Origin of the sequence: Burkholderia sp. Bp9012 (genome assembly GCF_003853825.1) — a bacterium.
Taxonomy (GTDB): domain Bacteria; phylum Pseudomonadota; class Gammaproteobacteria; order Burkholderiales; family Burkholderiaceae; genus Burkholderia; species Burkholderia diffusa.
This window is the reverse complement of sequence record NZ_QTQA01000001.1, coordinates 83,656-105,802: the sequence shown is the minus strand read 5'-3', so window position 1 is coordinate 105,802 and position 22,147 is coordinate 83,656. Positions and strand designations below refer to the sequence as shown.

Below are 22,147 nucleotides of genomic sequence, written 5' to 3'. Positions count from 1 at the left end.
CGGTGACAGCGGGCGCGCCGCAACGTGCAGCGTGCCCGCGCGCGTCACTTCAACAGATACGCCGGTTTCTCCCCGGTCCGAACAGCAGGCCGATCCACGCTCTCGTCGATCGCCCGCATGCATCTCACTCGGCGAGCGCCGGCGCCACGCCCACCCGCTTCGGCACGCCGGTCACGATCGTCGCGACCGCCACGGCCAGCACCGCGGCCGCGCCCAGGAACACGCCGCCCGCGCCGTTCGCGTCGAACACGACGCCACCCGCCGCCGCGCCCGTCGCGATCGCGAGCTGGATCGCCGCGACGATCAGCCCGCCCGCACTTTCGGCCTCATCGGGCACGGTGCGCGTGACCCACGTCGACCATGCGACCGGCACGCCGCCGAACGCCATCCCCCACAACGCCACGAGCACCGCGTCGATCATCGGTGCGCGGCCGAGCGCAACGAGCGCGACGCCGAGCACGACCATCAGCGCGGGCATCCCGATCAGCATCGGCCGCAGCCGGTGTTCGAGCACGCGGCCCGCGAGCGACGTGCCGACGAAATTGGCAATGCCGTAGCCGAGCAGGATCGCCGACAGCCCGTTCACGCCAACGCCGGCGACCTGTTCGAGGAACGGCCGCAGATACGTGAAGAACGCGAAATGACCGGTGAACACGAGGATCGTCGCGAACATCCCGAGGCCGACGGTCGGCCGGCGCAGCACGTCGACGAGCGTGCGCAGCCGCGTCGTGCCGCTCGGCGGCATGGACGGCAGCGTCATCACCTGCGACGCGAACGCGAGACCGCCGAGCCCGGCCGCGATCAGGAACACATTGCGCCAGCCGATCAGGTGCCCGAAATAACTGCCCATCGGCGCGGAGGCGATCGTCGCGACCGCCACGCCGCTGAAGATGATCGACAGCGCGCGCGGCACCATCGCCGTCGGCACGAGCCGCATCGCGGTGGCGGTCGCCATCGTCCAGAAGCCGCCGAGCGCGACGCCGAGCACGACGCGGCCGATCAGCAGCGTCGTCAGGTTGGGCGCGAACGCGACCGCGAGATTGGACGCGACGAGCAGCAGCGAGAATGCGAGCAGCACGCGTCGGCGGTCGATCGTGCGCGTCAGCGCCGAGATCAGCAGGCTCGTGACGAGCGCGACCGTCGCGGTGGCCGTGACGGCCTGGCCGGCCACGCCTTCGGTCACGCCGAGGCTGTCGGCCATCGGCGTGAGCAGGCTCGCGGGCAGGAATTCGGCGGTGACGAGACCGAACACGCCAAGCGTCATCGCGAAGACAGCGCCCCAGGCCGGCTCGCGGGGGGCCGCCGTGCTGGCGGCAGAGGAGATTCCGGGATTCATGCGTCGTTCCGAGTCGTGTAGGGAAAATACTGATGACGGCGTATCGTAAGGAACGACGACAGGACGGTCTATGACATACAATCCGTTCTTATTGATCGATCGTCCGAATTTCGCGATGTCCGAGCCCCTGCTTCCTCCCGTCCCCGACGTGCACGACCTCGTCAGCGAGCTGCTGCTGGGGATGCGCCTGAGCGGCGTCCAGTACCGCCGCATCCAGGTCGCACGGCCGTTCGGGCTGAGCTTCGGCCAGGCGCCGGGCCGCGCGCAGTTCCATTTCGTCGGGCGCGGGCCCGTGCTGCTGCGCGACGAAGCCGGCGCAACGATGCGGCTCGAGGCCGGCGATGCAATCCTGCTGCCGCACGGGCGCATGCATGCGCTGGTGTCCGATCCGGATGCGCCGTGCCTCGAGATCCACGGCTTCGAAGCCGCGAAGATCTGCGATACGGTCGCATCGGTGGCATCGGCCGGCACGTCGCCCGCGGCCTGCGCAACGACGGAGCCGGGCGCCGGCGACGCACTGATCTTCAGCGCATGCATGGAGCTCGACCTCGGCGGCATGCAGCCGCTGGTCGGCGCGATGCCCGAGTTCATGCACGTCGGCACGCTGCTCGCGCGCTACCCGGAAATCCGCCCGATGCTCGACGCGATGGAACGTGAATCGTGCTCCGAGCGCGCGGGCTTCGCGGGCATCCTCGCGCGGCTCGCGGACGTGGTCGCGGCATTCATCGTGCGCGGCTGGGTCGAGTGCGGATGCGGCGACGCGGCGGGCTGGGTGCAGGCGCTGCGCGAGCCGAAGCTGGGCCGCGCGATCGTCGCGCTGCATCGCGACCCGGGCCGCAACTGGAGCGTCGCGGAGCTGGCCGCCGAAGCGGGCGTGTCGCGCTCGGTGTTCGCCGAGCGCTTTCTCGCGGCGACCGGGATGACGCCCGTGCGCTACCTGACCGAGCTGCGGATGCGGCTCGCCGCGCAGTGGATCGCGCGCGAGGGCGAGACGATCGAAGCCGTCGCGTACCGGCTCGGCTACGGTTCGCTGGCCGCGTTCAGCCGCGCGTTCAAGCGCGTGGTCGGCAGGCCGCCGGGCGCCGTGCGTGCCGAAGGCGACACGCACGCCGACGTGTGACGTGTAACGCTTCGCGTGCAGCGCGGGGCCAAGCGAACGCCTGCCGAGTCACGCCGGCATCGCTCGATGCGCCGTCGCACGCGACGATTGCGTTCAACCGCTGTGCGCGTCGAGCTTGTCCACCAGCGCCGTCGCGCACTCCACGGCCAATGCCGCGCACTGTTGCGCATCGACCGGCTCGCCGTTCGTCATCGCGCCCTGCACGATCCGGCCCAGCAATTCCTTCGCCAGGTCGGCGATCTCGTGTTCCCGTTCCGTCATGATGTCGCTCCTGCGCGCCGGCCGATGACGGCGACGCGCTCGTTGCCGCTGCCCGCTCAATGCCCTTTCGCCCGCACGACGATCTGCGCCTGCGTGTCGCGTTCGATGCGTTCGAGCGACGCGCGCAGCGCCGTGAATTCGTCGGACGTGCAAACCTGGCGGCCGAATTCGGCCGTCATCCGCCGCGTGACCTGCACGATGCGCGTGGCCGCATCGAATACGTAATGCGACGCGAAGTCGACGAAGCGGTCGTGCACGGCCGCATCGGTCGGCAGGTCGCTCACCGCGACGTCGGCCGGCAGCGCGATCTGGCCGGTCTCCTCGAAACTGCCGCCGATGCACGTCCACGGCTGCGTGCGCACGGGTTCGGCCAGCCAGCCCTCGACCTGCGTCGCGATGCCGCCCGTGAGGCTCGACAGCACGGGCACGGCGGTCGTGCCGTCCGGCCACACGAAGTGATCGAGCGTGCCGTCATACGTCACATCGAACGGGCCGCCCGTCGCACGGCGATCGCTCGTCGTGATCCGCGCGCTACCGCGCAGCCCGCTTTGCCGCAGGCGTTCGTTCGCGAGCTGCCGGATGCGGTCGGGCGCTGCGCGGCGAAACAGCCTGCGTTCGAGCTCGGCGGTCCAGCCGTCGTCCTCGACGAGCGCGTGAAACCGCGCGGCGCCCGGTTGCGCGGCATCGATCGCCACGCGCGCGGTGCGGCGCTTCGGCTGCATGGCGGGCGTGCGCGACAGCACGCCGGTGTCGACGAGCAGCGCCGGCCGATCCATCACGATCGGCGGCAGGTAGCCGAACGCGATGCCGGCCGTCGTCGTGTCGGCGTAGAGGCCGAGATCGGGCAGCCACGTGATCGCGTGATTGATCGCGCCGCCGCCGTAACCGGGCACCGACGGCAGCGTGTACACGGAGCCGAGATTGATCAGCACCGGTTCGCTGCGGATGCCGACCGCCGCGAGCAACGCGCCGAACAGCGCGACATGGTCCTTGCAGTCGCCGTAGCGGTTGCGCAGGATGTCGGTCACGCGATGCGGCGCGGCGGCCGTCTCGCCGAGAAAGAGCGCGACGTAGCGCACGTTCGCCTGCACCCAGTCGTACAGGATGCGCGCCTTGTCGTGCGGATCGGCGGCGGCGGCGGTGAGCGCGCGTGCGAGTTGCACGACGGCCGGATCGTTCGCGCTCGGGTCGACGGCCGCGTTGCGGTAGCGCGCGGCGAACGCCGCATGGTCGGGCAGCGTCGACACCATGAGCCGGTCGCCGTAGGTCGGGTAGCCGACCGCGCCGCTCTCGATGCGCTCGTAAGGGCCGTGCCGGTAGTCGAATTCGTAGCGCGTGCGGCCGTTCGCGGTCACCGGCGGTAGCGCGACGTAGCCGCGCGCGTCCGCGTGCAGCGTCATGTCGGCCGGCACGTCGAAGATCAGCCGCTGGTTCTCCACCGGCTCGCGCGACGGCTCGACGTAGTAGCCGAAATAACCCGCGTTGACCGGCCTCGTGCGCGACTTGCGGAACGCGACGCGCGTACTCGACCCGGCCTCGACACCCGGAAACACGACCGTGCGCAGCAACCCGTCCTGGAACGTCGGCGCGCCGGCCGAGCGCGGCTCCTGGACGTCGCGGATGCCGTCGGGGCCGACCGGATGCGCGACGCCGTCGCGATCGATCGTCTCGGCCGCGAGCAGGTCGACCTTCTCCAGGTTCTTGTCGAACCACACGTAGCGCTGCGCAACCGCATCGATGCCGTTCGCGTTGTTCGCGCGCCAGGTCGAATCGTCGTGCTCGTCGAGCGAACCGTCGTGCTGGATCACGAATTCGTGGACATCGCTGACGAGCGTGACGGGCGCTTCGTCGGCCACGTCGTTCGCTGCGTCCACGGTTGGGCCCGCGCCCGGCGTCGCACCGACGGCATTCGATGCGCCGAACGCGGCGGCGCATGCCAGCATCCAGCCGGCCAGGCCGACAGAAAAGCGCACCACATCGCACCTCGTCGCGGTTCAAGGAAAGCGCGGTCACGCAGCGGACAGGGCTGACCGCGCACCCCTCGTGTCGGCCAGTGTGGGCGCCGCATCCGCACGCGTCAAGCCGTTGCGCGCCGACCTACAATGAGACATGGAAGCGTCATCGCGTGCGGCCGCCGGCATCGGCTCGATCGCCGAACGACGGCGATGGATCGTCCGCGCGCGACGAGGAGGCACCATGGAAAACGGGATCGTGGAAATCGTCGTGCTGCTGGCGTTCGTCGCGCTCGCCGTGCTGTTCTTCGTCAAGCGTCCGGGGCGCGACCGGCTGAGAGCCAAATTCCGTCATCCGCCGCTGCGGCGGCCCAACCGCCCGCATCGGCATCATCAACCCTGACGGCTGCCACCGGCAGTCGCTCACGCGCTTGCCGCGCCATCGCTACCCGACGTTCATCTGCAGCAGCACCATCTGCTTGCCCTCGACATGCAGGCGCGCCTGCAACTCGACCGGTGTCTGGTTGTGCAACCACGCGGTCAGGAAATTCACGCGCCTGAAGATCAGCTTGCTCGCGAAGCACACGGCGTTCGGATAGTCGTCGAGCGTCGACGATGCGAGGTTCATGAATTCCACGACGGGATTCGTACCGAACGCGATCCGGTAGTCGGCGGCGATGCCGTGGCGGCGACAGTGCGCGACGTAGTATTCGAGCGCTTCGGTGATCGAGTGACGCAGCCGTTCGAGATGTTCGTGCCCGTCGTACGCCTTCGCATCGACCTCGCCGACCGCGAGGAAGATCACGTTGCGGAAGTGCCCGGGAAACAGCCGGTTGACCCACAGCAGCGCATGCATGCTCGCGCCGCGATGCTTGCCGACCAGCAGCACGGCCGTCGGTTGCGATGGATCGGGCTTGCCGGGCGCGGTCGCTTCGTCGACTTCCGGCGGCGCCCCCGAGAACAGCGCGTCCTCCTTCGCGAGCTGCGCGCGCGTGTACGCGTAGTGGCGGTTGATCATGAAGCACAGCGCGATCACCGCGCTCGTCACGAGCACCGTGAGCCAGCCGCCGGCCGTGAATTTCTCGACCAAGGTGATGACGAGCACGGTCGCCGCGGTGGCACACGCGAGAAACAGCGCGAGCGGCGTGTGGTGCGCGAGCGCGAGGAACGCCTCCTCCGGGCCGTAGCACGACGACGACAACCCGTCGGCGCCGAGCCCGACCCAGGCCAGCAACGGCGTCACGGCGATCGCGTGGCGCGTGCGCGGATCGAGCGGGTCCAGCGGCTTTCCGACGAGCAGCTGCCACATCTTCTGGAATGCGGTCATGGTCCCCTCCCGGAACGCCGGGCGCGGCGGCGTCATCCTCTAACGCTAGCCGACGCCCGGCCGCCGCACCAGTCCGCACATTCCATGAGACGCGACCGACGGCGCGGCGCCGCTTTCAACACGTAAGCGACCGGCCTGTCGCGCCGCCCCTCGGCCGCGTAACCGCACCGGCCGACGGCCCGGTCGCGCGAACGCTCACCGCATCGTCACACCGACCACCCTCACCGCCGCGCGCCCCGGACGCCGCGCCCAATCCCGGCCTTCCTCGTCGTCGTTTTCCCGCCGAACGATCACATCGATTGCGTCATTCGCATGGCTCGCACGGTTCGCGCCGAACGCGCTGCCCACTCGCGTCCCGTTCATGCGTTGCTCCGCGCAATTCGACATTTGTGCGCGCGCAACAATGGCGGTGCCTCGCGGCCGGCGCCGCCCGGGGGCATGTTTCCACGACGCCGGCCGCGGCGGTTCCTGAAAACCACATCTCACGAGGACATACCATGCAACTCCAATCCCATCCGGCGTGCCGTCCGTTTTACGAAGCCGGCGAACTCACGCAACTGACCGCGTTCTACGAAGAAGGCCGCAACGTCATGTGGATGATGCTGCGATCGGAGCCGCGGCCGTGTTTCAACCAGCAACTCGTCACCGACATCATCCATCTCGCGCGCGTCGCACGCGACTCGGGCCTGCCGTTCGACTTCTGGGTGACGGGCTCGCTCGTCCCCGAGCTGTTCAACGTGGGCGGCGACCTGAGCTTCTTCGTCGACGCGATCCGCAGCGGCCGCCGCGACCAGCTGATGGCCTACGCGCGCTCGTGCATCGACGGCGTGTACGAGATCTACACGGGCTTCGGCACCGGTGCGATCTCGATCGCGATGGTCGAGGGCAGCGCGCTGGGCGGCGGCTTCGAGGCCGCCCTCGCGCACCACTACATGCTCGCGCAGAAGGGCGTGAAACTCGGCTTTCCCGAGATCGCGTTCAACCTGTTCCCGGGCATGGGCGGTTATTCGCTGGTCGCACGGAAGGCGGACCGAGGGGTCGCGGAATCGCTGATCTCGTCCGGCGAGGCGCATGCGGCCGAGTGGTACGAGGATCGCGGGCTGATCGACCAGACGTTCGACGCGGGCGACGCGTATCTCGCTACGCGCACCTTCATCGACGTGATGAAGCCGAAGCTGAACGGCATCCGCGCGATGCTGCGCGCGCGCGAGCGCGTGTTCAATCTCACGCGTTCAGAGCTGATGGACATCACCGAGCAATGGGTTCACGCGGCGTTCACGATCGAGCCGAAGGATCTCGCGTACATGGAACGTCTGGTGATGCTGCAGAACCGGCGCGTGTCGAAGCTGCGCACGGTGTGATGTGAGCGAAGCGCCGCCGCGAAAGCGGCGGCACCCGTCATGCGGTGGAGCTCAGGCGATCAGCCTGAGCTTTCTCGTTTCCGCGAGCCAGGCCTCGAACGCCTGGGCCGGCATCGGCCGCGCGAAGTAGAACCCCTGCGCGTGATCGACGTTGATCTGTTTCAGGAATTCGGCTTCCGCGTGCGTCTCGACACCTTCGGCGACCACCGAGAAACTGAGCGCCTTCGCGAGCGACACGACCGAGCGCACCAGCGCCTGCGAGCGCGGGTTGCGGTCGATGCCCGTGATGAAGGTGCGATCGAGCTTGATCGAATCGAGCGGCAGCCGCGACAACTGCGACAGCGACGAATAGCCGGTGCCGAAATCGTCGAGGTGAATCTCCGCGCCGAGCTGGCGGAACTGCTTCATCAGCTCGTGCGCCGACTCCTCGTCCTCGATGAAGCTGCTTTCGGTGAGCTCGATGTCGACGAGGCTCGGCTTCAGCCCCGCGCCGTCGAGGATCGACGCGAACTGGTCAACGATGTTCATGTCCTGCAACTGCCGCGCCGACACGTTCACCGCGATCCGCACGCCGAGCCCCTTCGCCTTCCACGCGGCGGCCTGCGCGGCCGCGGTGCGCATCACCCAGCGGCCGAGCGGCCCGATCAGCCCCGACTCCTCCGCGAAACGGATGAACTCGATCGGCGCGACGAGCCCGCGATCCGGCGACTGCCAGCGGATCAGCGCCTCGACGCTGTGCACGTCGCCGGTCGCGATGTCGACGACCGGCTGGTAGTGCAGCACGAACTGCTCTTCCTCGAGCGCCTTGCGCAGGTTCGTGTCGAGCCACATGTACTTCGCGACCTTCTGGTTCATCTCCAGCGAGAACACGCGGTACGTATGCTTGCCCTCTTCCTTCGCGACGTACATCGCGGTGTCGGCGCTGCGGATCAGCGTTTCGAGCGAATCGCCATGCTGCGGATACATCGCGATGCCGATCGAGCAGCTCGTGTAGACCTCCACCAGCCCGAGGTGGATCGGCGTACGCAGCCGCTCGAGGATGATCTGCGCGGTCGCCTCGAGCAGCGGCCGCGTGCCGTGCTCGAACAGCACCAGGAATTCGTCGCCGCCGAGCCGCGCGAGCGTCGCGCCGGACGGCAGGCAGCCGCCGATGACCGCGGACACGTCCTGCAGCAGGCGGTCGCCGGTGATGTGCCCGTAGTGGTCGTTGACGCGCTTGAAGTTGTCGAGATCGAGGAACAGGATGCCGACCTGGCCGCGCACGTCGGTGCGGTCCGCGGCCAGCGCGACACGAATGCGCTCGCTGATTGCATGACGGTTCGGCAAGCCGGTCAGCACGTCGGTATTCGCGAGTTCGGTGAGCCGCTGCTGCGCTTTGCGCTCCTCGGTGACATCGATGCCCGAGCAGATCAGATATTGCTCGTCGACACCGCTGCCGCTCTGCACGAACTTGTTGCGGAACTGGAACAGGCGCGGGCCGTTGACCGTGTTGATGTAGCGCTCGACCGCGAACGAGCGGTTGCTCTCGAAAAAGCCGGTGATGTTGCTGCGTGACTGCGCCCCCTGCTCGGGACTCATGAACAGCTCGAACGCGCTGCGGCCGATCACGTCGACCTCGCGCTTGCCCGTCACTTCCTCGCACAGACGGTTGAAGCGCTGCACCATGCCGTTGCGGTCGAGGATCACGACGAGCGAATTCACTTCGGACACGACCTGCTCGGCGAACGCGAGCCCGTGCGCGAGGTCGCTCGCGACGGACGCGGTATCGGAATAGGCGGAGGCCGTGCCGGCCCAATTGGCGGTATCGACCTTCCGGCCGACCAGATGGAGGCTGACCGGATCGCCGAACAGCGCGAGTTCGAGCACGAGGTGCGACGTGACGCCGGTCAGCACGCGGATCCGCGCAGCCTGCTCGCCGGTCAGTGCCACCGCGACATTGGTCATGCCGCGAACGGCGGCCAGTTCGAGCGCATTGCTGTCGCTGCCGAGACGCCAGCATGGGCTACGCGTACCGAGATGCGCTTCGAGCACGGCGCTATCGTTTTCGTCATCCATGGACACGCCCCGATCCAGAAAAAACGCACAGTGTAGACGGAGGCGAGCCGGCCGCCACCGTTCCCCGGGCGCGCTCCATGCGTACCCGGCGGGGCAGTCGTGATGACTGTGCCAGCGGCCCTCGTTCCGTACTTGTTTCCAACCAATGCGAACCGGCGTTCGCGCATGTCGCGCGCAGGTTTCCAAGCGAATGATGGAAGCCATCTTATCAAATGACGACAAGGATTGGCACTCACATTTGACACGGGGTGTCAAGGAATCGGCACTCGATTGGCACGCGGGATTTTTCGTGATCGGCGACCGGCGCGCGGGTGCTCGCAGCGGCCCTGAGCGGGGCCGGCGGATCCCTCGGCGCGCCTTGCCAGGCGGGCGTTTGCGGGGAATTGCCATCGCCCAGACATGATCCACCCCCAATTGCGCTCTGGCGGGGTCGGATCGCATTGGGCGGCACGCGGAATGGGGAATTTCCATTTCCGTTCATGCGGGAATGCGCGTCATTATTCCCATGAGTCGTGCAATAGCGGGCCGATTAGTGCGAGCGACCATATCGCCGCCTCGCGCAGGCACGGCGGCGGCATGCGATGGAACCGGTGCGATTACCCGGCCGCCACGCGCAAAAACCGTCCGGCGGGCACGCCGCCGCACCGCTTCCGCGCGTTGCATTGCCTCGCCGCGCCGCTCAGCCCGCCGCGCCGTAACCGCCGCCGCCCGGCGTTTCGACGACGAACACGTCACCCGCTGCCATCTGCGCGCGGCCGACGTGCTCGAGCGTCTCGACCGTGCCGTCCGCCCGCTCGATCGTGTTGCGGCCGAGCGCGCCGGCCTCGCCGCCCGCCGCGCCGAACGGTGCGTGGATCCGGTTGTTCGACAGGATCGACGCAGTCATCGGCTCGAGGAAGCGGATCCGCCGCACCGCGCCGTCGCCGCCGCGCCAGCGCCCGCCGCCGCCGGAGCCCGCGCGCAGCCGATGCGAGTCGAGCCGCACCGGGAAGCGCCACTCGAGCACCTCCGGGTCGGTCAGCCGCGAGTTCGTCATGTGCGTCTGCACCGCGCCGACGCCCGCGAAACCGTCGCCCGCGCCGCTGCCGCCGGCGATGGTCTCGTAGTACTGGTAGCGATCGTTGCCGAACGTGAAGTTGTTCATCGTTCCCTGGCTCGATGCGACGCAGCCGAGCGCGCCGTACAGCGCATTGGTGATCGCCGACGACGTCTCGACGTTGCCCGACACGACCGCCGCCGGATACTCGGGGTTCAGCATCGAGCGCGCCGGCACGATCACCGTCAGCGGCTTCAGGCAGCCGGCGTTCAGCGGGATGTCGTCGCCGACCAGCGTACGGAACACGTACAGCACCGCGGCCATGCAGACGGCCTTCGGCGCGTTGAAGTTGTTGTCGAGCTGCGCCGACGTGCCGGTGAAGTCGATCTCCGCACGGCGCGCCGTGCGATCGACGCGGATCGCGACATGAATTTCCGCGCCGTTATCGAGCGGATAGCGGTACGCGCCGTCCTGCAGCGCACCGATCACGCGCCGCACCGCCTCCTCCGCGTTGTCCTGCACGTGTCGCATGAACGCGAGCACGACGTCGCGGCCGAACTGCTCGACCATCCGCCGCAGTTCGTCGACGCCCTTCTGGTTCGCCGCGATCTGCGCGCGCAGATCGGCCATGTTCTGCTCGACGTTGCGCGCCGGATAGCGGCCCGACGCGAGCAGCGCGCGTGTGTCGGCATCGCGCAGCGCGCCCGCCGACACGAGCTGCCAGTTGTCGATCAGCACGCCCTCTTCGTCGATGTGCGTCGAATCGGGCGGCATCGAGCCCGGCGTGGTGCCGCCGATGTCCGCGTGGTGGCCGCGCGAGCCGACGTAGAACAACGGTGTGTCCGAGCCGTCCGCGAACACCGGCGTGATGACGGTCACGTCCGGCAGATGCGTGCCGCCGTGATACGGGTCGTTCAGCATGAACACGTCGCCGTCGCGCATGCGGCCGCGGTTACGCTCGATCACCGTGCGGATGCTCTCGCCCATCGAGCCCAGGTGCACGGGCATGTGCGGCGCGTTCGCGATCAGGTTGCCGTCGCCGTCGAAGATCGCGCACGAGAAGTCGAGCCGCTCCTTGATGTTCACCGAATACGCGGTGTTCTGCAGCCGCAGCCCCATCTGCTCGGCGATCGACATGAACAGGTTGTTGAAGATCTCGAGCCGCACCGGGTCGGCGTCGGTGCCGAGCGAGCGGCGCGTCGGCAGCGGCGTCGTGCGCGTCAGCACGAGGTTGCCCTGCGCGGTCATCCGCGCGCGCCAGCCGGGTTCGACGACGGTCGTGCCGTTCTTCTCCGCGACGATCGCGGGGCCATCGATCGCGTCGCCGGCGAGCAGCGTGGCGCGCACGTACAGCGCCGCGTCATGCCATTGGCCGCCGGAATAGAAACGCACGGCGCCGTGCGCGTGCGGCGCCGCGCCCTCGTCGCGCGGCACGAGCGGTGCGATCTCGACCGGCGCATCGGAGCGGCCGATCGCCTCGACCGATGCCAGTTCGGCGACCAGCGGCGTGCCGGGCATCAGGAACGCGTAACGCTGCCGGTATGCGGCTTCGAACGCCTGCTGCATCGCCGCGACGCTGCCGGCCGGCACGTCGAGCGCGGAATCGGTGCCCTGATAGCGCAGGTGCACGCGACGCTCGGTCGCGATGCGCTCCGGCGGCACGCCCTGTTCGAGCAGCGCGCCGACGGCTTCGTCGGTCAGCCGGTCGAGCGCGGCATTCAGCGCCGACAACGATTCATCGGACAGCACGGCCTCCACCGCGCGCTCGCGCATCGCGGTCTGGTCGGCAAGCCCCATCCCGTAGGCGGACAGCACGCCCGCGAGCGGATGTGCGAACACCTGCGTCATCCCGAGCGCGTCGGCCACGCCGCACGCGTGCTGGCCGCCCGCGCCGCCGAACGTCGTCAACACGTAGCGCGACACGTCATGGCCGCGCTGCACCGAGATCTTCTTGATCGCGTTCGCCATGCTGCCGATCGCGATTTCCAGGAACCCTTCGGCCAGCGCCTCGGGCGTGTCGCGCCGCCCGGTCGCCGCGTGGATCTCGTCGGCGAGCGCGGCGAATTTCGCGACCACGGCGTCGCGGTCGAGCGGCTCATCCGCATGCGGGCCGAACACGCGCGGGAAGTGATCGGGCTGGATCTTGCCGAGCATCACGTTACAGTCGGTCACCGTCAGCGGGCCGCCGCGCCGGTACGCGGCCGGCCCCGGGTTCGCGCCGGCCGATTCGGGCCCGACTCGCAGGCGCGCGCCGTCGAAACCGAGCACCGAGCCGCCGCCGGCCGCGACCGTATGGATGCTCATCATCGGCGCGCGCATCCGCACGCCGGCCACCTGCGTCTCGAACACGCGCTCGAATTCGCCGTTGTAGTGCGACACGTCGGTCGACGTGCCGCCCATGTCGAAGCCGATCACGCGGTCGAAGCCGGCCGCGCGCGCGGCGCGCACCATTCCGACGATGCCGCCGGCCGGGCCGGACAGGATCGCGTCCTTGCCCTGGAACGCATCGGCGCGCGTCAGGCCGCCGCTGCTCTGCATGAACTGCAGGTTCACGCCGGGCATCTCGTGCGCGACCTGCTCGACGTAGCGGCGCAGGATGGGCGACAGGTACGCGTCGACCACGGTCGTGTCGCCGCGCGACACCATCTTCATCAGCGGCGACACCTCGTGCGACACCGACACCTGCGTGAAGCCGATCCGGCGCGCGAGGTCGGCCAGCGCGCGTTCGTGCGCCGTGTAGCGATAGCCATGGATGAGCACGATGGCCAGTGCCTGCACGCCCGAGTCGAACACGCGGCGCAACGCTGCTTGCGCACCTTGCACGTCGAGCGGCACGACGACGTCGCCGTGCGCGCCGATCCGCTCGTCGATTTCGACGACGGTCTCGTACAGCGCATCCGGCAGCACGATGTCGAGGTCGAACAGGCGCGGGCGGTTCTGGTACGCGATGCGCAGCACGTCGCGAAAGCCGCGCGTCGTCGCGAGCGCAATGCGTTCGCCCTTGCGCTCGAGCAGCGCATTGGTCGCGACCGTCGTGCCCATCTTCACCATGTCGACGCGTTCGGGCGTAATCGGCTCGCCGTCGGCGAGGCCGAGCAGGTGGCGGATGCCGGCCACGGCCGCATCGCGATACTGCTCGGGGTTCTCCGACAGCAGCTTGTGCGTGACGAGCGAACCGTCGGGCCGGCGCGCGACGATGTCGGTGAAGGTGCCGCCGCGGTCGATCCAGAATTGCCAGCGCGCGGCGTCGGAGGAAACGGGGAAGATGTGTCGATCAGTCATGGCGATGAACTCGATGCGTCGTTGATTCGAAAGACGAGCGCCGCCGCACGGCGCGCGTCGCGCGCCGCGTGAGGGCTTCGATGAACAGGGAGCGGTAAAACGGTGGCGGGCGGGTGCGCGTTCAGGCAGCGTCGAGTTCGCGGCCGCGCGTCTCAGGCAGCGTCAGCGCCGCGACGATCACCACGCCGTACGCGGCGACCGCGAAGATGCCGATGCTCATGCCGAGCCCGTACTGTTTGGACAGCGCGCCGATCAGGAACGGGAACAGTGCGCCGATCGCGCGGCCGACGTTGTAGCAGAAGCCTTGCCCGGAGCCGCGCACGCGAGTCGGGAACAGTTCGGTGAGGAACGCCCCCATCCCGGAGAAGATGCCCGATGCGAAGAAACCGAGCGGGAAGCCGAGCCACAGCATTGACGCGTTGGTCAGGTTCAGCGACGTGTACGAGAACGCGATCACCATCGAGCCGACCGCGAACAGGATGAAGTTCGGCTTGCGGCCGAGGCGGTCGGTCAGGTATGCGCTCGTCAGGTAGCCGACCCACGAGCCGAGGATGATCATCGCGAGATAGCCGCCGGTGCCCATCACGGTCAGGTGCCGCTCGGTCTTGAGGAACGTCGGCAGCCAGGTCGTGATCGCGTAGTAGCCGCCTTGCGCGCCGGTCGTCAGCAGCGCCGCGCGCAGCGTCGTCGACAGCAGCTTCGGCGCGAAGATCTCGGTGAGGCGCGGCGCGTCTGCCACCTTCGCCTGCGTGGCTTTCTCCTTCTCGTAGACGTCGGGCTCCTTCACGTAGCGGCGGATCACGACCACCAGCAGCGCAGGCGCGAGGCCGACGAGGAATAGCGTGCGCCATGCCTGCTCGGCCGGCAGCACCGAGAACAGCAGCGCATACAGCAGCGCGGACAGCCCCCAGCCGATCGCCCAGCCCGACTGCACGAGGCCGACCGCCTTGCCGCGATCGCGCGCGCGGATCACTTCGCCGATCAGCACCGCGCCGGCCGTCCATTCGCCGCCGAAGCCGAAGCCCATCAGCGCGCGCGCCGCGAGCAGCTGGTGGTAGTTCTGCGCGAGCCCGCACAGCGCGGTGAACACCGCGAACCACAGCACCGTCAGCTGCAGCGTGCGCACGCGGCCGATCCGGTCGGACAGGATGCCCGCCATCCAGCCGCCCGCCGCCGACGCGAGCAGCGTCATCGTGCCGATGAAGCCGGCGTCCGCGAGCGAGATGCCCCAGGTCGCGACGAGCGTCGGGATCACGAACGACAGCATCTGCGTGTCCATCCCGTCGAGCATGTAGCCAACCTTGCAGCTCCAGAACGCGCGTCGCTCGCGCGGCTGCGCGTCCGCATACCATCCGAACAGGCCGTTGCGCGCGGGGCCCGAGGGGTCGGCGGCGGGCGCCGCGAGGGTCTTGCTTTCCATGGTGAAGCTCCTGTCGAAATGTGCGGTCGAAACCGTGCGTGTCGTGCGTGTCGTGCGTGTCGTGCGTGTCGTGCGTGTCGTGCGTGTCGTGCGTGGTGCGTGGTGCGTGGTGCGTGGTGCGTGGTGCGTGGTGTGTCGTACGTCGTGCTAGCGATCGCCGGGCCGCGGCTGCGCGCCGCCCTCTGGTCGGGCGGATCGTCTGCGGTCGCGACGCGCCGCCGCGTCGGGGCCAGACCAGCAACCGTGCGGGCCGCCGGCGCCAGCCGGATCAGAACACGGCCAGCGACGCGTTCGTGATGTCCGTCATCAGCATGTAGCCGGGCGTATGCGCGATCGCGAGCGGCAGCTTCGCCTCCATCAGCGCGGTTTGCGGCGTCACGCCGCACGCCCAGAACACCGGCAGTTCGTCGTCGCGCACCGTCACCGCGTCGCCGAAATCGGGGGCGCCGAGATCGGCGATGCCGAGTTCACGCGGATGGCCGATATGGACCGGCGCGCCGTGCACGCCCGGGAACCGGCTCGTGATCTGCACCGCGCGGATCGCGTCGGCGCCGCGCAGCGGGCGCATCGACACGACCAGCTGGCCGCCGAAGATCCCCGCGCGGCGATTCGGAATCGACGTGCGGTACATCGGCACGTTGCGCCCCTCCTCGATGTGGCGCAACCCGATCCCTTCGCGCGCCAGCATGTCCTCGAACGAGAACGAGCAACCGATCGCGAACACGACGAAATCGTCGCGCCACAGCGCTTCGATCGATTCGACCCGCTCGGTCAGGCGGCCGTCGCGGTATACGTTGTAGCTCGGCACGTCGGTGCGGATGTCGAGATCCTCGCCGAGCACGTCGAGCCGGAACGCACCCGGTTCGCCCACGCCCAGCAGCGGGCACGCCTTCGGGTTCGCCTGGCAGAAGCGCAGGAAATCGTGCGCGTACACGTCCGGCAGGATCGCGAGGTTCGCTTGCGCGAACGGGCCGCACTGGCCGGCCGTCGGGCTGCGGAATGCACCGCTGCGTACGGACTGGCGGAATTCGGTAGGCGTCATGATGGTCGTTGGCAGATCGATATGTCGTCGGGATGACGGTTGCGTCAGCGGATACGGCGAAGAATAGAAAAGAAAAAATTTCGTCGCCAACGAGTTTTTTTGCACCGCGTGTATAGAATTTCTTAACGGATCTCGGGGTTTTCCCCGGTCCCGTTCACTTTTCTTCACCGGCAAGCTGCGCATCCACCGTCCGCCCGATCGCCATGAATACGCGTTTCCTCGAAACCTTCGTCACGCTCGCGAAGCTGCGCAACTTCCGCACGACGGCCGCCGCGCTGCACGCGACACCGGCCGCGATCTCGCAGCGCCTGAAGGCGCTCGAGGACGAATTGCAGACCGTGCTCGTCGATCGCGACAGCCGCGAGTTCCGGCTCACGCCGAACGGCGAATATCTGCTCGGCTATGCGAAGGCCGTCGTCGAAGCCACGCACGAGCTGCAGGCCGCCGCTGCCGGCGAAAGCGCGCTGCGCGGCAAGCTGCGGCTCGGCGTGATCGAGACGGTCGTGCACAGCTGGCTGCCGCATTACCTGCGCCGCCTCGCCGCCGACTATCCGCAGCTGGAGATCGACCTGACCGTCGACGTCAGCGTCGTGCTGCAGCGCCGGCTGATGGCCGGCGAACTCGACCTGATCATTCGTGTGGAGGGCAGCGACGAGGCATCGGTCGTCTGCGACGCGCTCGCGAACTATCCGGTGCGCTGGATCGCGCGCGCGGGGCTGCTGCCCACCACGCGCACGGGCCTCGCACGGCAGGTGCTGCGCCAGCCGATCCTGACCTACGGTCGCGGCACCGCGCCCCACCGCGCGCTCGAGGACATCGTGCGCACGCTGGCGCACGCGCATGGCGTGCCGCTGTCGGAGACGCGCATCACCGGCTCGCCGTCGATCTCGGTGATCGTGCAGCTCGTGCGCGACGGCTACGGCGTGGCGGCAATTCCGGTGCTGTTCGTCGATGCGTTGATCGCCAGCGGCGAGGTCGTCGAGCTACCGCTGCAGCCGTCGCCGCCGTCGATCGTCGTGTCGATGTCGCGGCGGGCGGACGCGCCGAAGTTCGTGCACGGGGCGTCGATCGCGGCGCGGGCCGCATGTCACGAGTATTGCGAGAAGAGCAACCGGATGCTGGTCGAGGCGCTTTGAGGTGGTTCGACATCGCCGCGCGAATCGCACACAATCGCACTCGACACTTGTGACACCCGCTTCGCGTTGTGAATGCCGGCATGGCCGTCAGGCATTCATCGTTTCGCACGCCCCTGCACGACAAGAAACAAGAAGGCAGACATGCAGACTCGCACGGCTTTCCCTCCTTCCCTGAAACGCGCGCGCATCGTCGTCATCGCCGTGTATGTCGCGTCGCTGCTGCTGCCCGCGTTCGCCGAGCCGCCCAATGGGGCCGGTGCGGTGAGCTGGTGGCACGGCTACACGGTGCTCGCGCTCGGCTGGCTCGGGATGCTCGACCTGCAGTTCGCCTGGCTCGGCAATCCGCTGCTGGTCGCCGCGCTGGTCAAGCCGAACCGGACGGTGTCGGGGCTGCTCGGCGTCGTCGTGGTGCTCGCGCTCGCGTGGCACACGCTGCCGACCGACGCACGGGTCGAAACGATCAGCGATTTCGGATTCGGGTACTACCTGTGGATCGCGGCGATGGTCGGCGCGGCGGCATTGCCGTGGGTCGGTGAGCGCAAGATGAGAGGCGCTGTCGCGACGGGCGAGGTTTCCGCCGCGGCAGAAAACGGCGCCGCCGATGCGTCGAATGCCGGCACGGTGCCGATCCGCTCGATCGGCAAGCCGGGCGGATGGACCGTCACCGCGACCGACACGCAGATCAGCGCAATCGACCCGCAAGGCGCGATACGCGGAATCGCGCTGTCCGCACTCGGCGCGGTGGCGATCGAGACCAACGACCAGGGGCCGTTCGTGTCGGACGTGTGGTGGATGCTGTTCGACACGCGCAAGCAGCTTGCCTGCGCGTTCCCGCAGGACGCGGAAGGCGCGAAGGCGGCGGTCGACCGGCTGCTCGACCTGCCCGGCATCGATCATCGCAAGGTGATCGACGCGCAGACGTCGGTACAGAACACGATGTTCCCGATCTGGGAGCGCGCGACGCAGACGGACGCGCCGCGCGACGTCGCCCAGCAACGCGAAAACTGAACGGTGCGTCGTTCACGCGAACGTCCGGGAAGTGTGCCTGCTTCGCCTTCGCTTCCAGATGCGCGGGATGCCGAATCAACTGTTGCAGCGCGGCTTCCGATTCCCGGTAGCAAACGTTCTGGATCGGCCCCGCCTCGGTGTTCTCCCATGCCTCCTCGCCGAGGTAGCCGGGTGTCGAGCGATGCGTCGTCGCGACCGGCCTTGCCCGCGCATGCCCATTCGGCTTCGGTCGGCAGGTCGCGGCCGAACCTGTGCGCAAACGCGAGCGCGTGCGTCGTGGCTACGAAGCGTGGACGATGCGCTGCGGCACGTGCTCGCCGTCCGCGTCGTCCGACGCCAGCATGCGCGGAATCTCGTCAACGAGCGCATCGATGACGACGCGCACCTTCATCGGCACGTTGCGCGACGCCGGCCGCACCGCGAACACTTCGGCGCCCGACACGCTGTCGCTGTCCATCACGAGCGCGAGACGGCCGTCGCGCACGTACGGCGCCATCAGCCAGCACGGCAGCCACGCGAGGCCCGCGCCGGATGCCGCCGCGTCTGCGATCGCCTGCAGGTCGTCGAATCGCAGGCGGCCTGCCGGGCGATGGTCGTGCACCGCGCCGTCGGCGCCGATGATGCGCCACGGCGTCGGCTGCCCGCCGCGCGAATAGGCGATGCCGTCGTGCAGCGCGAGTTCGTCGAGCCCCGACGGCCGGCCATGACGATCGAGATAGGTCGGCGACGCGCAGATGCCCATGCGCTGCACCCCAAGCTTGCGGCCGACCAGCGCGCTCGTGTCGGCCAGCGGGCCGATACGCACCGCGATGTCGAAGCCGTCGTTGACGAGATCGGCGACGCGATCACTGAACGACACGTCGATTTCAAGCCGCGGATGGCGCTCGACGAGGCGCCGCACGACGGGCGCCACGCATTGCCGGCCGAACAGCACGGGCACGCTGACCCGCACGCGCCCGGTCGGCTCGCGCCGGCCCGCGTCGAGCGCGGCTTCCGTCTCGCCGAGTTCGGCCAGCAACCGCCGACACTGCTCGTAATAGACGAGCCCTTCGTCGGTCAAGCCGATCTGGCGCGTCGTGCGCTGCAAGAGCCGCGCGCCGAGCCGCTGTTCGAGCCGCGCGACGATCTTCGCAACAGCCGAGCGCGTCATGCCGAGGCGCAGCGCCGCCGCCGCGAAGCTGCCCGACTCCACGACGTCGACAAATTCGGCGATGCCTCTCAGCCGCTCGTCCATGCAATTCCGCTCCGGTGGGATGACAGGTTTGTGTCCGCCACGGCGACAATCGTTGGCCGAATTCTCGCCAATGCGTCCCGCTGCGCAACACTATGATAGTCCGGTCCATCTCGAAAAAGGAGTCGACATGCATGCATGGCAAATCAAACCGGGGGACGGCATTGCCGGGCTCCGTCGCGTCGACGCGACGCTTCGCCCGGTCGGGCCGACCGACGTCGTCGTGAAGATCCACTCGGCCGCACTGAACTATCGCGACCTGATGTTCGCGCGCGGCGACTATCTCGGCATCGGCACCGAAGCGCTGATACCCGTCGCCGACGGCGCGGGCGAAGTCGTCGAAACCGGTCGCGACGTCACGCGGTTCAAGCCGGGCGATCGCGTGATCAACACGTATTTCCCGCGCTGGATCGACGGGCCGCCCACGCCGCGGAAGGTCTCGGGGTCACCCGGCTCGCATTTCGACGGCGTGCTCGCGGAACGCTTCGTCTCCGACGAAACCGCGCTCGTCGCGATTCCCGCGCATCTCGACTACGACGAGGCGGCAACGCTGTCGTGCGCGGGCATCACCGCGTGGAATGCGCTGTTCGTCGACGGCGGGCTGGGACCGGGCGCGACGGTCGTGCTGCTCGGCACGGGCGGTGTATCGATCATCGCGCTGCAGCTTGCGCATGCGGCCGGACTGCGCACGATCGTGACCTCGTCGAGCGATGCAAAGCTCGAACGCGCCCGCGCACTCGGTGCGGACGCAACGATCAACTACCGCACGACACCCGAATGGCAGCATGAAGTGCTGCGGCTCACCGACGGTGCGGGCGCGGATCTCGTCATCGAAGTCGGCGGACGCGATACGCTCGCGCGCTCGGTCGCCGCGACGAAAATGGGCGGCATCGTATCGGTCATCGGCGGCCTCAGCAGCTTCGGCGGCCCGGAACTCGGGCTGCTTTCGCTGATCGGCGGCTTCCGGAAGCTGCACGGCTTCATGGTCGGCAGCCGCGCGATGCTCGACGACGTCGTGCGGCTCGTCGACGCGAAACGGATCAAGCCGGTGGTCGATCGCGTGTTCGGTTTCGACGAAGCGCCGCAGGCCTATGCCTGCCTGCAGTCGGGACAGCATTTCGGCAAGGTCGTGATTCGCGTCGCGTCGTGACGGATGAAGGCGGCGCACGCCGCCTTCTCCTCGCCGCACGCTTCGCGCCAGCCGCGCGCGCCGTCGTCAGAACATCTGGCGCAGGCCGATCGCGGCCCCGACGTTGTTGGTTCTGCCGATCTGGTCGACCTTGCCGGTGAGCCGGTTGGTGGCACCCGGATAGTCGGCCGCGAACGCGCCGTTGCCGCGTGCGAAATCGACCGTGCCGTACACCTCGGTGTGCTTCGACAGCGCATATTCGGCCAGCACGGTCGCCGAGTAGTTGATCCCGGAGCCGAGCGTGCCGTCGAGCCGCTCCGCATTGCGCGCATGGCCGTAATAGCCGGCCACCGTGATCAGCAGCGGTGCGGTGGCCTGCCAGTTCGCGCCGACGTAGAACGTATCGTCGATGCGATTCGGGCTGCCGCCGCCGAGCGTGGGCGCCCCGGCCTGCTGCATGTTGAAGTCCGTCGTGCCCGTCTTGTCCTGACCGTGCAGCCAGCCGGCCAGCAGGCGCACGGACGGCGTGACCTGATACGCGCCGCTCACGTGCACGAAGCTCACCTTCGCGCCGTTGACCGAACTGCCGTTCACCGACGACACCGAGGTCTGCTGGTAGCCGGCGTTGATCGACGCGGGTCCTTGCGCGTAGGTCAGCTCGACACCGTACGTGCTGTCGAGGCCCATCGCGCCGGCATGATTGCCGAACCCGTAGATCGCATCGACGCTGAAGCCGCTGTACGAGAACTTGTACTTCACCGAGTTCGGCACCGTCAGGTAATTGCCGATGCCGTTGTACGCCCAACTGTCCTGCCAGTAGTCGCCGACGGTCATCGGATCGAACACGTCGCCCATCGTGTCGTACAGCGGAGCGTACTGGTTGCCGAAGGTCAGCGAGCCGTACCGGTCGCTCGACAGGCCGACGTATGCCTGCCGGCTGAACAGCGTGTTCGCGACGTGCAGCTTGCCGTCGCCGAGCTCGAAACCGTTCTCCAGACGAAAGATCGCCGACAGGCCGCCGCCGAGATCCTCGCTGCCGCGCAAGCCCCAGCGGCTGTGCGTTTCGGGGCCGACCGTCATTCCGATCAGGTCCTTCCCGTCGGGGCCGGCATTCGTCTGATAACGGATCGCCGTATCGACGAGGCCATACAACGTGACGGAACTCTGCGCAAATGCGGACGATGCCGCGGTCAAGACGAATACTGCGCCGACACCACCGGATACGACGATGCGTTTCATGAAATGCCTCCCTGAGCGATTGATTTTGTAAGCAGTCCGACAGCATTCGTGTCCGCCTGCCGGTATAGCGCTCGGGAGAATAATCGGTCATATTCGCGGCACCTATTGCTCTTTCTGGATTGGACCTTTCCAACGCCGTCAACAATCGCGGTCGCAGCCGTGCGACGGCCGGTGCGTCGCGCTCGGGTAAGATGAACGCTCCTTCCGTCGCT

At 68.3% G+C, this 22,147-nt stretch carries 15 protein-coding genes and 3 pseudogenes; 6 read left to right on the top strand and 12 right to left on the bottom strand.

All coding sequences use genetic code 11. The annotated features are described in order from the left end of the window. Positions 1–124 precede the first annotated feature (124 nt). On the bottom strand, positions 125–1,336 hold the full coding sequence (locus DIE11_RS00475) for an MFS transporter (RefSeq protein WP_059601189.1): 1,212 nt from the start codon (positions 1,334–1,336) through the stop codon (positions 125–127). Positions 1,337–1,406: 70 nt separating this feature from the next. Here DIE11_RS00475 and DIE11_RS00470 point away from each other — a divergent pair, with 70 nt between their 5' ends. Then, on the top strand, positions 1,407–2,456 hold the full coding sequence (locus DIE11_RS00470; RefSeq protein ID WP_124620752.1) for an AraC family transcriptional regulator: 1,050 nt from the start codon (positions 1,407–1,409) through the stop codon (positions 2,454–2,456). Positions 2,457–2,549: 93 nt separating this feature from the next. On the opposite strand, the gene DIE11_RS36125 is transcribed toward DIE11_RS00470, so the two are convergent. Then, positions 2,550–2,717, bottom strand: coding sequence for a hypothetical protein (locus tag DIE11_RS36125; RefSeq protein WP_185633696.1), 168 nt, complete (start codon positions 2,715–2,717; stop codon positions 2,550–2,552). A 56-nt stretch (positions 2,718–2,773) separates the two neighbouring features. Continuing rightward, a complete protein-coding gene (locus DIE11_RS00465) occupies positions 2,774–4,660 on the bottom strand; it encodes a DUF3857 and transglutaminase domain-containing protein (RefSeq protein WP_124621225.1) in 1,887 nt (628 codons plus the stop codon). A gap of 166 nt (positions 4,661–4,826) precedes the next feature. On the opposite strand from DIE11_RS00465, the gene DIE11_RS36120 reads away from it, so the two are divergent. Then, positions 4,827–5,072: a hypothetical protein gene (locus DIE11_RS36120; RefSeq protein WP_059601183.1), complete on the top strand. Its 246-nt coding sequence runs from the start codon at positions 4,827–4,829 to the stop codon at positions 5,070–5,072. A gap of 42 nt (positions 5,073–5,114) precedes the next feature. Here the strand turns inward: DIE11_RS36120 and DIE11_RS00460 are convergent. Next, a pseudogene (locus DIE11_RS00460) lies at positions 5,115–5,780 on the bottom strand (amino acid transporter); the annotation flags it as partial. Positions 5,781–6,493: 713 nt separating this feature from the next. On the opposite strand from DIE11_RS00460, the gene DIE11_RS00455 reads away from it, so the two are divergent. After that, positions 6,494–7,357, top strand: coding sequence for a crotonase/enoyl-CoA hydratase family protein (locus tag DIE11_RS00455; RefSeq protein WP_124620748.1), 864 nt, complete (start codon positions 6,494–6,496; stop codon positions 7,355–7,357). 51 nt (positions 7,358–7,408) lie between these two features. Here the strand turns inward: DIE11_RS00455 and pdeR are convergent, their stop codons facing one another. From pdeR to DIE11_RS00435, 4 genes are all read right to left on the bottom strand, one after another. Next, positions 7,409–9,412 carry a cyclic di-GMP phosphodiesterase gene (gene pdeR, locus DIE11_RS00450; RefSeq protein ID WP_124620746.1) on the bottom strand — a complete coding sequence of 668 codons (2,004 nt, stop codon included), beginning with the start codon at positions 9,410–9,412 and terminating at the stop codon, positions 7,409–7,411. A 679-nt stretch (positions 9,413–10,091) separates the two neighbouring features. After that, on the bottom strand, positions 10,092–13,730 hold the full coding sequence (locus tag DIE11_RS00445) for a hydantoinase B/oxoprolinase family protein (protein WP_124620744.1): 3,639 nt from the start codon (positions 13,728–13,730) through the stop codon (positions 10,092–10,094). Between the two features lie 121 nt (positions 13,731–13,851). Then, complete coding sequence (locus tag DIE11_RS00440) at positions 13,852–15,150, bottom strand: MFS transporter (RefSeq protein WP_124620742.1); 1,299 nt, start codon at positions 15,148–15,150, stop codon at positions 13,852–13,854. 268 nt (positions 15,151–15,418) lie between these two features. Then, the gene (locus DIE11_RS00435) at positions 15,419–16,192 is read right to left on the bottom strand and encodes a putative hydro-lyase (RefSeq protein ID WP_124620740.1); all 774 of its coding nucleotides are present in this window, start codon (positions 16,190–16,192) and stop codon (positions 15,419–15,421) included. A gap of 203 nt (positions 16,193–16,395) precedes the next feature. Between DIE11_RS00435 and DIE11_RS00430 the strand changes: the two genes are divergently transcribed. Then, complete coding sequence (locus DIE11_RS00430; RefSeq protein WP_124620738.1) at positions 16,396–17,328, top strand: LysR family transcriptional regulator; 933 nt, start codon at positions 16,396–16,398, stop codon at positions 17,326–17,328. Positions 17,329–17,469: 141 nt separating this feature from the next. Further along, the gene (locus DIE11_RS00425) at positions 17,470–18,336 is read left to right on the top strand and encodes a hypothetical protein (RefSeq protein ID WP_124620736.1); all 867 of its coding nucleotides are present in this window, start codon (positions 17,470–17,472) and stop codon (positions 18,334–18,336) included. A 22-nt stretch (positions 18,337–18,358) separates the two neighbouring features. Here DIE11_RS00425 and DIE11_RS36765 read toward each other — a convergent pair. The 3 genes and pseudogenes from DIE11_RS36765 to DIE11_RS00415 all read right to left on the bottom strand — a co-directional run. Next, a pseudogene (locus tag DIE11_RS36765) lies at positions 18,359–18,520 on the bottom strand (antibiotic biosynthesis monooxygenase); the annotation flags it as partial. Beyond that, positions 18,510–18,620: pseudogene (locus DIE11_RS37480) on the bottom strand (SUMF1/EgtB/PvdO family nonheme iron enzyme); the annotation flags it as partial. The pseudogenes DIE11_RS37480 and DIE11_RS36765, both read right to left, overlap by 11 nt. Continuing rightward, entirely contained in the window at positions 18,617–19,570 is a 954-nt protein-coding gene (locus tag DIE11_RS00415) for a LysR family transcriptional regulator (protein WP_124620734.1), read from the bottom strand. The gene DIE11_RS00415 and the pseudogene DIE11_RS37480, both read right to left, overlap by 4 nt. A 127-nt stretch (positions 19,571–19,697) precedes the next feature. On the opposite strand from DIE11_RS00415, the gene DIE11_RS00410 reads away from it, so the two are divergent. Further along, on the top strand, positions 19,698–20,717 hold the full coding sequence (locus tag DIE11_RS00410; RefSeq protein ID WP_059601157.1) for an NAD(P)-dependent alcohol dehydrogenase: 1,020 nt from the start codon (positions 19,698–19,700) through the stop codon (positions 20,715–20,717). A gap of 66 nt (positions 20,718–20,783) precedes the next feature. On the opposite strand, the gene DIE11_RS00405 is transcribed toward DIE11_RS00410, so the two are convergent. Further along, entirely contained in the window at positions 20,784–21,935 is a 1,152-nt protein-coding gene (locus DIE11_RS00405; protein WP_124620732.1) for a porin, read from the bottom strand. Between the last annotated feature and the right edge of the window lie 212 nt (positions 21,936–22,147).

Coding starts and splice junctions, on each gene's coding strand:
- DIE11_RS00405 (WP_124620732.1), bottom strand. CDS start 21,935: ATGAAACGCATCGTCGTATCCGGTGGTGTCGGCGCAGTATTCGTCTTG.
- DIE11_RS36125 (WP_185633696.1), bottom strand. CDS start 2,717: ATGACGGAACGGGAACACGAGATCGCCGACCTGGCGAAGGAATTGCTG.
- DIE11_RS00445 (WP_124620744.1), bottom strand. CDS start 13,730: ATGACTGATCGACACATCTTCCCCGTTTCCTCCGACGCCGCGCGCTGG.
- DIE11_RS00430 (WP_124620738.1), top strand. CDS start 16,396: ATGAATACGCGTTTCCTCGAAACCTTCGTCACGCTCGCGAAGCTGCGC.
- DIE11_RS00455 (WP_124620748.1), top strand. CDS start 6,494: ATGCAACTCCAATCCCATCCGGCGTGCCGTCCGTTTTACGAAGCCGGC.
- DIE11_RS00465 (WP_124621225.1), bottom strand. CDS start 4,660: ATGCTGGCATGCGCCGCCGCGTTCGGCGCATCGAATGCCGTCGGTGCG.
- DIE11_RS00435 (WP_124620740.1), bottom strand. CDS start 16,192: ATGACGCCTACCGAATTCCGCCAGTCCGTACGCAGCGGTGCATTCCGC.
- DIE11_RS00470 (WP_124620752.1), top strand. CDS start 1,407: ATGACATACAATCCGTTCTTATTGATCGATCGTCCGAATTTCGCGATG.
- pdeR (WP_124620746.1), bottom strand. CDS start 9,412: ATGGATGACGAAAACGATAGCGCCGTGCTCGAAGCGCATCTCGGTACG.
- DIE11_RS00425 (WP_124620736.1), top strand. CDS start 17,470: ATGCAGACTCGCACGGCTTTCCCTCCTTCCCTGAAACGCGCGCGCATC.
- DIE11_RS00475 (WP_059601189.1), bottom strand. CDS start 1,336: ATGAATCCCGGAATCTCCTCTGCCGCCAGCACGGCGGCCCCCCGCGAG.
- DIE11_RS00440 (WP_124620742.1), bottom strand. CDS start 15,150: ATGGAAAGCAAGACCCTCGCGGCGCCCGCCGCCGACCCCTCGGGCCCC.
- DIE11_RS36120 (WP_059601183.1), top strand. CDS start 4,827: ATGGAAGCGTCATCGCGTGCGGCCGCCGGCATCGGCTCGATCGCCGAA.
- DIE11_RS00410 (WP_059601157.1), top strand. CDS start 19,698: ATGCATGCATGGCAAATCAAACCGGGGGACGGCATTGCCGGGCTCCGT.
- DIE11_RS00415 (WP_124620734.1), bottom strand. CDS start 19,570: ATGGACGAGCGGCTGAGAGGCATCGCCGAATTTGTCGACGTCGTGGAG.